The organism is Rhizobium sp. J15 (genome assembly GCF_002531825.1).
Classification (GTDB): Bacteria; Pseudomonadota; Alphaproteobacteria; order Rhizobiales; family Rhizobiaceae; genus Rhizobium.
The window spans coordinates 70,946-83,406 of record NZ_NWSX01000025.1 but is presented as its reverse complement, the minus strand read 5'-3'; the positions used below and the strand labels follow the sequence as shown (position 1 = coordinate 83,406).

General features: G+C 60.8%; 15 protein-coding genes. 7 read left to right on the top strand and 8 right to left on the bottom strand.

Annotated elements, in window-relative coordinates:
* Positions 1–164: 164 nt before the first annotated feature.
* Together rpoH and CO670_RS20735 are read right to left on the bottom strand one after the other, a co-directional pair.
* Positions 165–1,073 (bottom strand): RNA polymerase sigma factor RpoH, encoded by a 909-nt coding sequence (gene rpoH, locus CO670_RS20740; protein ID WP_088672805.1) that lies wholly within the window; start codon positions 1,071–1,073, stop codon positions 165–167.
* Between the two features lie 190 nt (positions 1,074–1,263).
* Complete coding sequence (locus CO670_RS20735; RefSeq protein WP_097591971.1) at positions 1,264–2,289, bottom strand: RluA family pseudouridine synthase; 1,026 nt, start codon at positions 2,287–2,289, stop codon at positions 1,264–1,266.
* A gap of 41 nt (positions 2,290–2,330) precedes the next feature.
* On the opposite strand from CO670_RS20735, the gene CO670_RS20730 reads away from it, so the two are divergent.
* Together CO670_RS20730 and CO670_RS20725 are read left to right on the top strand one after the other, a co-directional pair.
* Entirely contained in the window at positions 2,331–2,717 is a 387-nt protein-coding gene (locus tag CO670_RS20730) for a hypothetical protein (protein ID WP_097591970.1), read from the top strand.
* A 7-nt stretch (positions 2,718–2,724) separates the two neighbouring features.
* The gene (locus CO670_RS20725; protein ID WP_097591969.1) at positions 2,725–3,549 is read left to right on the top strand and encodes an RNA methyltransferase; all 825 of its coding nucleotides are present in this window, start codon (positions 2,725–2,727) and stop codon (positions 3,547–3,549) included.
* 3 nt (positions 3,550–3,552) lie between these two features.
* Here the strand turns inward: CO670_RS20725 and CO670_RS20720 are convergent, their stop codons facing one another.
* Both CO670_RS20720 and CO670_RS20715 read right to left on the bottom strand, forming a co-directional pair.
* The gene (locus CO670_RS20720; RefSeq protein WP_097591968.1) at positions 3,553–4,713 is read right to left on the bottom strand and encodes a hypothetical protein; all 1,161 of its coding nucleotides are present in this window, start codon (positions 4,711–4,713) and stop codon (positions 3,553–3,555) included.
* 116 nt (positions 4,714–4,829) lie between these two features.
* On the bottom strand, positions 4,830–5,417 hold the full coding sequence (locus tag CO670_RS20715) for an EipA family protein (RefSeq protein WP_097591967.1): 588 nt from the start codon (positions 5,415–5,417) through the stop codon (positions 4,830–4,832).
* A 194-nt stretch (positions 5,418–5,611) separates the two neighbouring features.
* Here CO670_RS20715 and CO670_RS20710 point away from each other — a divergent pair, with 194 nt between their 5' ends.
* Complete coding sequence (locus CO670_RS20710; protein WP_097591975.1) at positions 5,612–6,259, top strand: histidine phosphotransferase family protein; 648 nt, start codon at positions 5,612–5,614, stop codon at positions 6,257–6,259.
* Positions 6,260–6,379: 120 nt separating this feature from the next.
* Positions 6,380–6,742, top strand: a complete 363-nt coding sequence (locus CO670_RS20705; RefSeq protein WP_011426567.1) for a response regulator — start codon at positions 6,380–6,382, stop codon at positions 6,740–6,742.
* A 205-nt stretch (positions 6,743–6,947) separates the two neighbouring features.
* Here CO670_RS20705 and ctrA read toward each other — a convergent pair whose 3' ends face one another.
* Positions 6,948–7,649 carry a cell cycle two-component system response regulator CtrA gene (gene ctrA, locus CO670_RS20700; RefSeq protein WP_007533606.1) on the bottom strand — a complete coding sequence of 234 codons (702 nt, stop codon included), beginning with the start codon at positions 7,647–7,649 and terminating at the stop codon, positions 6,948–6,950.
* 436 nt (positions 7,650–8,085) lie between these two features.
* Between ctrA and CO670_RS20695 the strand changes: the two genes are divergently transcribed.
* Positions 8,086–8,436, top strand: a complete 351-nt coding sequence (locus tag CO670_RS20695) for a flagellar export protein FliJ (protein ID WP_088672812.1) — start codon at positions 8,086–8,088, stop codon at positions 8,434–8,436.
* A 234-nt stretch (positions 8,437–8,670) separates the two neighbouring features.
* Here CO670_RS20695 and CO670_RS20690 read toward each other — a convergent pair whose 3' ends face one another.
* On the bottom strand, positions 8,671–8,949 hold the full coding sequence (locus tag CO670_RS20690) for a GNAT family N-acetyltransferase (RefSeq protein ID WP_097591966.1): 279 nt from the start codon (positions 8,947–8,949) through the stop codon (positions 8,671–8,673).
* Between the two features lie 134 nt (positions 8,950–9,083).
* Between CO670_RS20690 and CO670_RS20685 the strand changes: the two genes are divergently transcribed.
* On the top strand, positions 9,084–9,551 hold the full coding sequence (locus CO670_RS20685) for a paraquat-inducible protein A (protein ID WP_097591965.1): 468 nt from the start codon (positions 9,084–9,086) through the stop codon (positions 9,549–9,551).
* Between the two features lie 20 nt (positions 9,552–9,571).
* Here CO670_RS20685 and CO670_RS20680 read toward each other — a convergent pair whose 3' ends face one another.
* On the bottom strand, positions 9,572–9,847 hold the full coding sequence (locus tag CO670_RS20680) for a DUF1153 domain-containing protein (protein WP_007533628.1): 276 nt from the start codon (positions 9,845–9,847) through the stop codon (positions 9,572–9,574).
* A 400-nt stretch (positions 9,848–10,247) separates the two neighbouring features.
* Between CO670_RS20680 and CO670_RS20675 the strand changes: the two genes are divergently transcribed.
* Positions 10,248–10,994, top strand: coding sequence for a LuxR C-terminal-related transcriptional regulator (locus CO670_RS20675; RefSeq protein ID WP_097591964.1), 747 nt, complete (start codon positions 10,248–10,250; stop codon positions 10,992–10,994).
* A 109-nt stretch (positions 10,995–11,103) separates the two neighbouring features.
* Here CO670_RS20675 and CO670_RS20670 read toward each other — a convergent pair whose 3' ends face one another.
* On the bottom strand, positions 11,104–11,829 hold the full coding sequence (locus CO670_RS20670) for a sugar transferase (RefSeq protein WP_088672816.1): 726 nt from the start codon (positions 11,827–11,829) through the stop codon (positions 11,104–11,106).
* Between the last annotated feature and the right edge of the window lie 632 nt (positions 11,830–12,461).

Here is a 12,461-nt window from a genome sequence, read left to right as displayed (position 1 = left end):
TTGAACATGCAAGGGGGCCGCACGGCGTGCCCGTCAGGACCGCCTGATTTGCTGAGCTTGACCAACATAGCCACAGCTTTACGCACTCTCTACAAACCGTAGAAACAGAAACGCCACCCGTCCGTGCCGGAGGGGTGGCGTTCCAATCCTTAAGTTCAGCCCTATCAGGCCGTAGCTTCGACCACGCGGACGGCCTTGGCGCGTTCCAGGGCTTCCTTGCGGACGGCGTCCTGGACCTTTTCGAAGGCGCGGACCTCGATCTGGCGGACGCGTTCGCGGCTGATGTCGAATTCCGCCGAAAGGTCTTCCAGCGTGACCGGATCCTCGGCGAGGCGGCGGGCCTCGAAGATGCGGCGTTCGCGTTCGTTCAGCACGCTCATGGCTTTCGCCAGCATGCGCCTGCGGGTTTCGAGCTCATCCTGTTCGATCAGCACGTCTTCCTGGCTGTCGTGGTCGTCCACCAGCCAATCCTGCCACTGGCCGCTGTCGCCTTCGGCCGCCTTGATCGGCGCGTTCAGCGAAGCGTCGCCGGAGAGGCGGCGGTTCATCGAGATGACCTCCTCCTCCGACACATTCAGCTTCGTGGCGATTTCCGAGACGTGCTCGGGCTTCAGATCGCCGTCGTCGATCGCCTGAATGCGGCCTTTCAGCCGGCGCAGGTTGAAAAACAGGCGCTTCTGGTTGGCTGTCGTGCCCATCTTCACCAGCGACCACGACCGCAGGATATATTCCTGGATCGAGGCCTTGATCCACCACATGGCATAGGTGGCGAGGCGGAAACCGCGCTCCGCGTCGAATTTCTTGACGGCCTGCATCAGGCCGACATTGCCCTCGGAGACGACTTCGCCGATCGGCAGGCCGTAGCCGCGGTAACCCATTGCGATCTTCGCGACGAGGCGAAGATGGCTGGTGACGAGCTTGTGGGCGGCATCGCGGTCGCCATGTTCGGCATAGCGCTTCGCAAGCATGTATTCCTGCTGCGGTTCGAGCATGGGAAACTTGCGGATTTCGTCGAGATAACGATTGAGACCGGCTTCGCCGGCGGTAATGGACGGCAAGGTATTTCGGGCCATAGTGCACCCTCCTGATATAGATTCCGGTTCCCGATGGAAACGCGCCCTCGCGTCGAGAAAGGCAAACCGGGACGTGCGGCTTTATCCAAGCCCGCACTAAGTCTATATACAGATAAGTATGGCAAAAGCGCGGTTCAAGGAGCCGCTCACGCAGGTGTGAGCGGTGAAGCGGAGCTTCGAGGAATGCCCTTTATCCCCGCAGCGCCTCGATCAATCCGACCATATCATCCGGCAGTGGCGTCTCGAAATGCATGACCTCGCCGGTGCGGGGATGCTCGAACTGCAGCATGAAGGCATGCAGGGCCTGACGGTCGAAACCTTTGACGACCTTGCGGACCTCTTCGGGCATGGCATTGGCCTTGGTCTTGAAGCCAGCGCCGTAAACCGTATCGCCGAGCAGCGGATGGCCGATATGGGCCATGTGGACGCGGATCTGATGCGTGCGGCCGGTTTCCAGGTGGCACTCGACCAGCGAGGCGAGCGCGGAGGCATCCGGGTTCTCCTGGAAGCGCTCGATCACCTGATAATGCGTGATCGCCTCATCGGCGTCGTGACTGTCAGGGCGCTTGACGGCGCGGCGGGTGCGGTCGCCGGTGGCGCGGCCGAGCGGTGCGTCGACCGTGCCCGACAGCGAGCGGGGCCGGCCCCAGACGACGGCCTGATAGGCCCGCTCCAGCGGCATGGTGCGGCCGTGGTCGGCAAATTGAAGCGAGAGATGGCGGTGGGCGATGTCGTTCTTGGCGACGACCATGACGCCGGTCGTGTCCTTGTCGAGGCGGTGGACGATGCCGGGGCGGCGCACGCCGCCGATGCCGGAAAGCGTATCGCCGCAATGGTGGATCAGGGCATTGACCAGCGTCCCCGTCCAGTTGCCCGCGGCGGGATGGACGACGAGGCCGGCGGGCTTGGAGATGACGATGAGGTCCTCGTCCTCATATAGGATATCGAGCGGGATGTTCTCGCCCTGCGGCGTCGGATCCTCCGGCTCGGGCAGGGTGATCTCGAAACTGTCGCCGGCGCGCACCTTGCGCTGCGGATCGGTGACGGGCTGGCCGCGCATGGAAACCTGGCCGTCCTTGATGAGCGCCTTGATGCGGCTGCGGGAAAACTCCTCGCCGACCTGCGCCGTCAGCCAGGCATCGAGCCGGCCTTCGGCGGTTTCATCGGCTGTCAGGACTTTTCTAATGCCGGCTGCTTGTTTAAAGGGGTCGCTCAAGACGCTTCTTCTCCGACGTATTTTTAGAACGGAACGCACAGATGACAGCAATCGAGCCAGACGACCAGGAAGAGAAGCCCCTTGATCCGGCGATGGAAAGTGTCCGGCGCAAGATGGTCCGCCTGCAGATCGTTTCCGGCGCCATCATGTTCGTGAGCCTTATGGCGGTCTTCGGTGCCGTTGTCTACAAGGTGACGCGCAGCGAACCGAAGGAGCCGGCCTCGGCCGTCAGCGCCTCCGGCGTGCCTTCGGACGCGCCGCTTGCGGCGACCGTCTCCCTGCCGCTCGGCTTCAAGGTGCAGTCCACTTCGTTTTCGGCAGGGCAGATCCTGTTCTACGGCGAAACCGTCGAGGGCAAGAGAAAGGCGCTGGTGCTCGATCTCAGGACCGGCCGCACCGTCGCCGACGTCACCGTCGCTGGCAATTGAGGCTGGCATGGCGGCCGACCCGATCGTCATCGACAGCGCCGCCGACCCGCGCATCGCCGAATTCCGCGATATCCGCGAACGTGACCTGACGGGCCGGGAGAACCGTTTCATCGCCGAAGGCACTGTCGTGCTGCGCATGCTCGCCGAGGCGCACGCGGCCGGCCGCGGCTTCTCGGCCGAGAAGATCCTGCTGCTCAGCAACCGCGTCGGGGGCGTGCAGCCCATCCTGGAGCGGTTTCCGGCCGATGTGCCGGTCTATGTCGCGGAGGCGGATGTGCTCGACGGCGTCGTCGGCTTTCACCTGCATCGCGGGGTTCTCGCCCTCGGGCGGCGAGAGGACCGCGGCGAGGCTGCCCTTCTCGAGGCATTGCCGGAACGGGCGCTGGTGCTCGTCGGCTGCGGCATCTCCAATCACGACAATGCCGGTTCGATGTTCCGCAATGCGGCCGCCTTCCGGGCGGATGCAATTCTGCTCGACGAAACCTCCTGCGATCCGCTTTATCGCAAGGCGCTGCGCGTCTCGGTCGGTTCGGTGCTGAGCGTCCCGCACCGGCGCGGCGGCAAGGCGCTGGATGTGCTTCTAGCACTTGCCGAGCGGGGCTTTGCCATCTGGACGCTTTCGCCTCACGGGCAGACCGACATCCGCGCGATTCCTGCCTCGGCGCGTATGGCGCTGGTCATCGGCACGGAAGGGGAAGGCTTGCCGGAAGAGCTGCTCGCGCGCTTTCAGAGCGCACGCATCCCGCAATCGGACGAACTCGACAGCCTCAACGCCGCGACGGCGACAGGGATCGCGCTGTTTTCCATGGCCTCGGCCATGGGACGGATCTGAAGCTTATCGCACCGGATTGGCGATGATGGCGGCCGCCCTGTCGGCAAGGCTGACGCGGTCGTTCGGGTCCGTGTTGCCGGCATCCGGCAGCAGCGTTCGGATCGGCGAAGAAGGGCCTTCGTTGAGCGCGGTGAGCGCCACCATGTTGGCGGCGATCGAGGCGATCTCCTCGCGGATCGCGCCATCGCGTCCGGTCACGGTCTTTGCCTTCTGCAGGCGCTCGGCAAGGGCAGCACTGCGCGTGCGGACATCCTCACCCATCTCAGCGGCGATGGCGGCGGTGTCGAATGCGGATTCGGCTGCATCTTCGGCGGTTATTTCCACCGGCAGTTCGGCCGCCATCTTGGCAAGGCCGGCATCGCGCAGCACCCGGTTGATCTTGCGGATCTCGGCATTGGCGGCCTTCAACTGATCCTTCAACTTGGCGATCTCCTGTTGGCGGCGGGCGAGCTGTGTTTCCTTCTCGGCGGCGGAAGCGCTTTCGCGCGCGGCCTTGTCCTCCAGGCGGATCACCATATGCTGCTGCTGCGTCAGTTTCTGCTCGGCATCCTTTGCCCGCTTCTGCAGCAAGGTGACGTCCTGGCGCAGCGTGTCGCGTTCGTCGCGCAGCGCGTTGGTGCGGAATTTCAAGCTTTCCGCCTCGGTGTCGCGTGCCGCCAGGTCGATCCTCAGCCCGTCAGCCTGTTCGCCGAGCTTGCTCAGCCGCGTGCGCATCGTCGCCAACTCGCTCTCCTTATTGGCAACGGATTGCTCGGCGATATGCAGGTTGGTCTTCAATTGGCTGATATAATTCTCGTCCTTGCGCAGATGCGAGCGCTGCTCGGCCGCCTCGACATGCATCTCGCCGATCTGCGCCTGCAACTCGCTGATCTCGGCGGCAAGCCTTCCGGCATCGACGGCAAGCGCGTCGTGGCGCAGCTGGAACGACAGGGATTTTTCGCGCTCGCGCAGAAGGTCCTGGGCGGTGCGGGCATTCTCGGCGGCATAGAGCGCGCGCACCATATCCTTCTGGGCGCGCACTTCCTGCGGGCTCAGCGGCATCGTCGCCTTCAGCCGGTTCTCGGTGTACCAGACGATGCGGCGATGGACGGCGGGCGAAACCAGAAAAACGAGGAAGGCCGCGGTCAGGAAGCCCAATCCGAACAACAGAGCATATTCGATCACGGCGCGGCCATCGATTCGAAGGTTAATACAGGGTCAACCGTGATGATTAAGCATGCATGGCAGATATCGCAAGGCCGCCGATGCGAACGGCGGCCATTTGCTGCGGTTTCGCCGGTTCAGAAGGGGTTCCAGGTCGGTGCGCTGGTGATCTTGAGATAGCCGACATTGACGCCGAGGCGGGCGCCGACGCCGGTGCGGATCGGCACGACGAGCACGTCGTTGTTTTTCAGCACGGTCATGCCGAAGCCGGCGATCACATAGGCCGAGCCGCTGACGCCGCCGAAGCGCGCATAGATGCCATTGACGGTGGGCAGGTCGTAGACCAGCATCATCACGCGGGAGCCCTGGCCGCCGTAATCTATGCCGAGGGAAGGGCCCTGCCAGTAGAGCGGATGTTCGCCGGCATTCTTGGTGTTCAGCTGGCCTTCGCCATAAGTGAGACCGGCGATGAAGGCGCCGCCGCCTTCCTGTCCGAGGATATAGCCGTTCGGCAGACCGTATTTCTGGAAGGCGCTTTCGACGACTTTAGCCAGTCCGCCGCTGGCTGAGCCAAAGAAGGAGTGGCCGGTATCGACGATTTCCTGCATCGTGTATTTGCTGTTGTCCTGAGCGGCGGCCGGCCCGGCAATCATCCAGGTGGAGAAGACGATGGCCGAAAGCAGCCTGCAGAAGCCGATGAATCGGCGCGGGAATCGATGGCGCATGGTGTCATCCGTTCGTCGTTTGGCTGTGAGCGGCAAGCGCTCGCGGCGATTGATGCATTTTGCGCCGATGATCTTAACAATCGGTTTACCAAATATGGTGTCATTATGGCACCGAATACGATCGCAAACTTCGCGCAATTTCGATGAAGCATAATTCCGGGCGCGATGAACTTGCCGCCCCTCAGGAGACGATGATGTCCAAGAACCCCAATCTTACCCTGTCCGGCCCGGATCTGGCCGCGCTTCTCTGCAGCCGCGTTTGCCACGACGTCATCTCGCCCGTCGGCGCGATCAACAACGGCCTGGAACTGCTGGATGAGGGCGGCGCCGATTCCGATGCCATGGACCTGATCCGCACGAGCGCGCTCAACGCTTCCGTCCGCCTGAAATTCGCCCGCCTTGCCTTCGGCGCGTCCGGCTCCGTCGGCGCCTCCATCGATACCGGCGAAGCCGAGCGGGCGGCGAAGGATTTCGCGCTTGCCGAAAAGAAGACCGAGGTGATCTGGAACGGGCCGCGCGCCATCGTCGCCAAGAACCGCGTCAAGCTGCTGCTCAACCTCTTCCTCGTCGCCTATTCCTCCATTCCGCGCGGCGGCGTGCTGGAGGTGACGCTCGAAAATCCCGAATTCGACGCCAAGTTCAAACTGACGGCGAAGGGCAAGCTGATGCGTTTGCCGCCGAAGTTCGTCGAGATCTCGACCGGCACGATCGAGGAGGCGATCGACGCCCATTCGATCCAGCCTTACTACGCGGTGCTTCTGGCCGAGGAGTGCGGAATGACGCTCGATCACAGCGCAAGCCCCGATGAACTGGTGTTCACCGCAGTGGTTGCCACTGCCTGAATTCGGTGCGGGGAGGGGTCGCTACGCGCGTCCGGTAACGATTCCTTAGCCTGATGGACCTATTCTCTAAGGTTGTAAGAGGCCCCTCGCTGCGACGAATGCGGGGGAAAAGGAGCGGCCATGCAAAGGTTCATGATCACCGATAATTCGGACATCGTCCGCAAGGTCGGCAAGCGCATTCTCTCCGAACTCGACTTTCTCGTCAGCGAGGCCTCCAATGCCGCCGAGGCGCTGCAGCGCTGCCAGACGGAGCTGCCGGAATATCTGATCGTCGATTCCGGCATGGAAGGGGCGCTCGATCTCATTGCCGCCATCCGCGCCATGGACGGCGGCAAAGAGGTGAAGATCTATTACTGCGTCATCGAGGCCGATCTGAAGAAGCTGATGGCGGGTAAACGCGCCGGCGCCACCGACTTCCTGCTGAAGCCGTTCGATCGCAAGATCCTGACCGCCGTTTTCGGAAACCGCGCCATCGCCGCCTGACGGCTGGCGCATTCCGCAACATCATCCATCTCTGTAACTTGATGCCGAAAAGCGCGGGCGCGTTCGGCTGACGCCGCGGCTCTGCCTCTTTCAGCGAGATGAAGGACGGTCAGACCTCAGACCATCTCATCTTATCGCCAGCCAAAAACGAAAAATCCCGCCGGAAGGGCGGGATCTTCGTCATCCGATAAGGGGGATCGGAAAATCAAGCGGTTTCAGCGTATTCGGTGCCATCCGGCTCGCGAAGAACATAACCGCGGCCCCAGACCGTCTCGATGTAGTTGGCGCCGCCGGCGGCGTTGGCGAGCTTCTTGCGCAGCTTGCAGATGAAGACGTCGATGATCTTCAGTTCCGGCTCGTCCATGCCGCCGTAAAGGTGGTTCAGGAACATTTCCTTGGTGAGGGTGGTGCCCTTGCGGAGCGAAAGCAGCTCCAGCATCTGATATTCCTTGCCCGTCAGGTGGACGCGCTGGCCGCCGACTTCGACGGTCTTGGCGTCGAGGTTGACGATGAGCTCGCCGGTCATGATGACCGACTGGGCGTGGCCCTTGGAGCGGCGGACGATCGCGTGGATGCGGGCGACCAGCTCGTCCTTGTGGAACGGCTTGGTCATGTAGTCGTCGGCGCCAAAGCCGAGGCCGCGAACCTTGTCTTCGATGCCTGCCATGCCCGACAGAATGAGAATGGGTGTCTTGACCTTGGACAGCCGGAGAGTGCGGAGCACTTCATATCCGGACATGTCGGGCAGGTTCAGATCGAGAAGGATGATATCGTAATCATACAGCTTGCCCAGATCGACGCCTTCTTCACCGAGATCGGTGGTGTAAACATTGAAACTTTCAGATTTGAGCATCAGTTCGATGCTCTGCGCCGTAGCGCTGTCATCCTCGATGAGTAGTACCCGCATAATTATCCCCTTTACCGCCGCCGAAAGGTGGTCTGGCCCCCTACACGCTACCGAACAAGCTACGTGATTTGGAAGCTGCCACGAAATGGTTAACAAATTCTAATTCACTCTGGCAAGGAGTATCGAATTTATTAAATAATTTTTCCATTTCTCTGTTTTCCAATAGGAATCTCAAAAAGGCATTCCTAAACTTTAACATTAGGAAATGGCGCTAAGTGATTCATCCGACTCGCCAATGAAAAGGTTCGAACTTCATGCCGCGGCATTTACCGAGCCTTAAATCATCCGCTCTATCATTAACGATGCCCGTAAACGAAAGGTTACCAGCGGTAGGTTTTTGTTAATATCGCAGGAAATTTTTCGGCAAACCGTGTCAAAGCGGCGCGCAGGGCGGTTTCAAGTTGAGCCGGGGTCTCGCATCACGGGAGTAATGCGTATGAAGTCGCGAGAAAGTCTCGTTCGCCTGAAAGAGTTTCAGGTGAACGAAAAACGACGTCAATTGCAGCAATTGCAGATGATGATGTCCGAATTCGAACGGATGACGAAGGATCTGGAGAGCCAGATCGTCGTCGAGGAAAAGAAGTCCGGTATATCAGACCCGAATCACTTTGCTTATCCGACCTTCGCCAAGGCTGCGCGTCAGCGGGCCGACAACCTGCAGGTTTCGATCAAGGAACTGAAGATGCAGGAAGAGGCGCTGGAATTGGCGCTCGAGGAGATGCAGGCGGAATATGCAAGGGCGGCGGCGCTGGAAGAGCGTGACGTCAGCGCCCGGGCAAGGGCCTAACAGAAGGACGGGCGCCGGCTTCGGCGCCTGGGATCGCCAGAGAGAAGCCATGTATGATGGGCGCACTGTCCGTCATACATGGCTTTTGGTGTTTTCGTTATCCTAAAGCGTGTCGCGATCTTTCAGATTCGCTCCTTGCGCTTTAGCTTCTTGTTTGAACGCATGTCGTTGCAGCAAACCGCTGCACACTTTTGCGCGACATGCTTTAAGCGTGGCCGCTTCGGGCCGCATCACTCAATTCACGACATCGTGCCATTCGGGGTGGCGCTGCGCCTGGGCTTTGAAGAAAGGGCAGAGCGGAATGATCTTCCAGCCGCCGGCGCGGGCCGCTTCGACCGCGTGAAGCGCCAATGCCTGGCCGACGCCTTTGCCGCGCAGCGCATCGGGAACGGCCGTGTGATCGATGATGACGAGCTTCGGCGACGTGCGCGAATAGGTCATCTCCGCCCCGTGGCCCTCGACCTCTACGGCATAACGGCCGCCGGAGGCGCCTTCTTCATTTCGAATTTCCATCGTCTTTCCTCATGCACAGATATTGTCGCCGCCGACGGTGACACGGCTGCGCGGCCGTGCCAAGCCGGTGACGCAGTTCCAGAGGGAGACGGAGTGTTCATGAAAAATGTCGGATCGGCGCGAGGTTTGCGGCAATGAGCGCGCTTTCGGTAATCCGTCCGGTTCTTCTCGTGACGGCGCCGTTCCTTCTGGCGCTCGGCCTCATCTTGCCGCTGGTCCGTTTCGAAACGCTGTATTTTTTCGATCAGACCCCATCGCTCATCGAAATCGTTGTTTCGCTCTGGCAGGGCGGGGACGGGCTGCTGGCGGCGATCGTCGCGCTGGTGTCGATCGTGCTTCCGCTCCTGAAGATGATCGGGATCGCGGCGGAAGCAACGGCTGCCGGCGGCGGGGCCGGAAGCCTTTTCTATCGTCGCGTCGTGCCGCATCTGTCCAAGTGGTCAATGATGGACGTGCTGCTGGTCGCGATCGTCATTGCTGCGGCGAAGACAACGGGGTTGGCGGATGCCTTCACGCAGCCTGGCCTCTGGTGCTACGCGGCCTCGTCAATGATTTCGGGCCTTCTTCATTCCCTGATGGGAGATGCGTCCGGCCCGAAATAAATGTCGATGATGGCGTGCGATCAGTGGCGATATTGCTGGATGCGCGTAGTGCGCAGGCCGGCAAGGCCGTGGCTGTTGATCGACGACTGCCAGGAAAGGAATTCTTCGACCGTGAGCGTATAACGCTCGCAGGCCTCTTCCAAGCTCAACAGGCCACCGCGAACAGCCGCGACAACCTCTGCCTTGCGGCGGATCACCCAGCGCCGCGTATTGGGCGGCGGAAGATCCGCGATCGTCAGGGGGCTGCCATCGGGGCCGATGACATATTTTACTCGGGGACGTATCATTTCGGTCATGGGACTCTCTACACAACGCAAGACCACGGACGCCACTCTAGCTTGCCACATTTAAAAATTGCCTAAGCCCATCGTAAGACTTTGATAACAAATTTAGACGCCCTTCCGGGCTGTGATTTGGGCCGATTGCCTGCCGCAACGTCAGTTTGTGGCGGCTGCATGGGAGCCATGCGGAATAAATATTACCGGCTTCCCCCGGGAAATTTTATAAGCGCTCCAACACAAACGAGCGCAAGCCTTCGTCTTCGCCCCTCCCGCTGCCAACCGTTCGGTTCGCGCCTTTGACGCTTCGTGTTCTCGGCAGGAGTGCGGGTCAAGGCCGCTTTGCTGATGCCCCGGCGAGAGCTTCTCGCCGCCGCCAGCGGCGCCGGGCCGAAGCTCGCTCTGGAAGGATACCGAGATGAAGAGACGTGAGCGCGCGGACGGCGACTGCGCTGAGGATGCTGCATTTTCGCCTTTGCAGGCCGATGGCGCCGGACCGTCGTTCGACGACGGCAAGGCGCGCCTCGGGGAGCTGGCGAAGCTTGCGGGTTTCGATTTCTATCTGCTCTCTGCTTTCCCGCGCGGTGACCGCACGGGCTTCATCGAAAATTGCGTGATCAGCAACTGGCCGCAGAGCCTCGTCAGCTTCTACGAGGCGGCCGATCTCTTCTATTGCAGCCGGCTGGTCACCGCGATGAAGCGGACGGCCATGCCGGTCTTCTGCGAGGACGGATCTTTTGAGGGCAGTGCGGCCAATCAGGAAAACCGGCGTCTCAACACGCTCTTTCAGATGCACGGACTGAAGGACACGTTCGCCCTCACGCTGCACGACGCTGACCTGAAACAATACATCTTCGCCTTCTCGGGCGGCGCTCCCATGCCCGCACGCGAGCAGGCGACGGCGCTGCTTTATGGCTGCATGGAGCTTCTGGACAGGGTCTCGCGCGCTCAGAGCTTCAAGGATGCGCCGTTGGAGACGCTGACGCGGCGCGAAATCGAATGCCTGCGCTGGTCGGCAGCCGGAAAGAGCAGCGACGAGATCGCGATCATTCTCGATCTCTCGTCGCATACGGTGGCCGGCTATCTGAAGAGCGCGATGCGCAAGCTTGATTCGGTCAACCGCATGCAGGCGGTTGCCAGGGCGTTCCGATACCGGCTGCTCTGAGAGCGCTGCTCCGCACTTTGAGGGCGTGCCTCCAAAAGCATTTCGCCCGAAACCGCAAGCGCGGTTTCGGGCGAAATGGAGAGAGGCGGACTGGCCGGTTCCGGAAGGCTTAGAAGCCTTTTCCGCGGGTCAGTTCTGACACGACGGTGCCGACGATGATGTGCATATCCATCAGAATGGAAAAATTCTGAACATAATAGAGATCGCAGGCGATGCGGGCGCGGGCCTTGGCCGGACGATCGGTCGGGCCGCGCAGGCCACGCATTTGAGCGAGACCCGTCATGCCGGGACGCATGGCGTGGCGCTGGTGGTATTCCGGAACGAGTTCCTCGTAAAGCATGTCGCTGGCGCGCATGCCGATAGCATGGCAGCGCGGACCGACGACCGACATGTCGCCCAGCAGCACGTTCAGCAGTTGCGGCAACTCATCGATATTCGTGCGGCGCAGGATGGCGCCGATGCGGGTGACGCGGGGATCGTTCCTCACCGTCTGGGCAACGCCGGTGGCATCGCAGAGGTCGGTGCGCATGGAGCGGAACTTGTAGACCTTGATGGCCTTGCAGTTCTTACCCCAGCGGGTCTGCTTGAAAAGCACCGGTCCCGGGCTGTCGAGCTTGATCAGCACGGCGACCAACAGAAGGAAAGGAGCGAGGACGAGGAGGGCGCTCAACGACGAAACGATGTCGAACGCCCGCTTCAGGGCAAGATCCATCCACGGCGCCTGCGGCGCATCGCTATGGATAACAGGGGTCTGGATCTTCAGGCTCGGCAGCTGGCGGCGGCTCGGCCTGAAGGACTCATTCGAAATGGTGTTGTTTAGTTCCGTGATGCTCAAGGATCGTACTCTGTTGTCTTCGAGGGGCGCGGCGGCAATAGGCGATCAATGGTTAACCCTGTCACCAGGGCTGCACTCAGGTCTTGGTAACCCTACTAAAACGGAAAAATGCGACAATTGTGTAATGCTGTCCAGAGAAATATCGCATCGCAACAAATCTTTCGCATTTGCGTTAAGTTGAGGCAAGCTCATGATATTTCGTTAAGAATTGGAATTTCATCAAGCTTTCTAGGCCTTTGGCAGGGGCTCCCAGGGGTCGGGCAACGTGCAGTTTCGGCACGCGACCACCAGACGTTAGGGAATGTTTTTAACGAATTCCCGCCCTAAATTTTGAGGGACAAGGAGTTCGGTGGTTCTCAAAATGTGTCGGAATATGACAAAATCAAGGCGAGGCTGCGCATAGCAGACGTTCGAAAAATACACAGTGAGCCGATTCCAGGGTCAGAATCACCCCTGAAGCCGCCGATCGCGAATCAGTCGGCGAGTTCTCCGGCTCCGGTGGCGCAGGGAGCGGTTCGATCAGAGCAGGACAGCAGGTAGCAAGGAAGGGATAGCTGCGCGCGCAAGCCACTGGTCGCTACGGGCTGCAGACAGGGAGCAAATTTTGAAGGATGAGGCGACCCGGCGCGGGA

Bases quoted from the DNA above. Each gene is read 5' to 3' on its own strand.
- rpoH (WP_088672805.1), bottom strand. From the start codon at position 1,073: ATGGCCCGAAATACCTTGCCGTCCATTACCGCCGGCGAAGCCGGTCTC.
- CO670_RS20730 (WP_097591970.1), top strand. From the start codon at position 2,331: ATGACAGCAATCGAGCCAGACGACCAGGAAGAGAAGCCCCTTGATCCG.
- CO670_RS20725 (WP_097591969.1), top strand. From the start codon at position 2,725: ATGGCGGCCGACCCGATCGTCATCGACAGCGCCGCCGACCCGCGCATC.
- CO670_RS20715 (WP_097591967.1), bottom strand. From the start codon at position 5,417: ATGCGCCATCGATTCCCGCGCCGATTCATCGGCTTCTGCAGGCTGCTT.
- CO670_RS20710 (WP_097591975.1), top strand. From the start codon at position 5,612: ATGTCCAAGAACCCCAATCTTACCCTGTCCGGCCCGGATCTGGCCGCG.
- CO670_RS20705 (WP_011426567.1), top strand. From the start codon at position 6,380: ATGCAAAGGTTCATGATCACCGATAATTCGGACATCGTCCGCAAGGTC.
- ctrA (WP_007533606.1), bottom strand. From the start codon at position 7,649: ATGCGGGTACTACTCATCGAGGATGACAGCGCTACGGCGCAGAGCATC.
- CO670_RS20695 (WP_088672812.1), top strand. From the start codon at position 8,086: ATGAAGTCGCGAGAAAGTCTCGTTCGCCTGAAAGAGTTTCAGGTGAAC.
- CO670_RS20690 (WP_097591966.1), bottom strand. From the start codon at position 8,949: ATGGAAATTCGAAATGAAGAAGGCGCCTCCGGCGGCCGTTATGCCGTA.
- CO670_RS20685 (WP_097591965.1), top strand. From the start codon at position 9,084: ATGAGCGCGCTTTCGGTAATCCGTCCGGTTCTTCTCGTGACGGCGCCG.
- CO670_RS20680 (WP_007533628.1), bottom strand. From the start codon at position 9,847: ATGACCGAAATGATACGTCCCCGAGTAAAATATGTCATCGGCCCCGAT.
- CO670_RS20675 (WP_097591964.1), top strand. From the start codon at position 10,248: ATGAAGAGACGTGAGCGCGCGGACGGCGACTGCGCTGAGGATGCTGCA.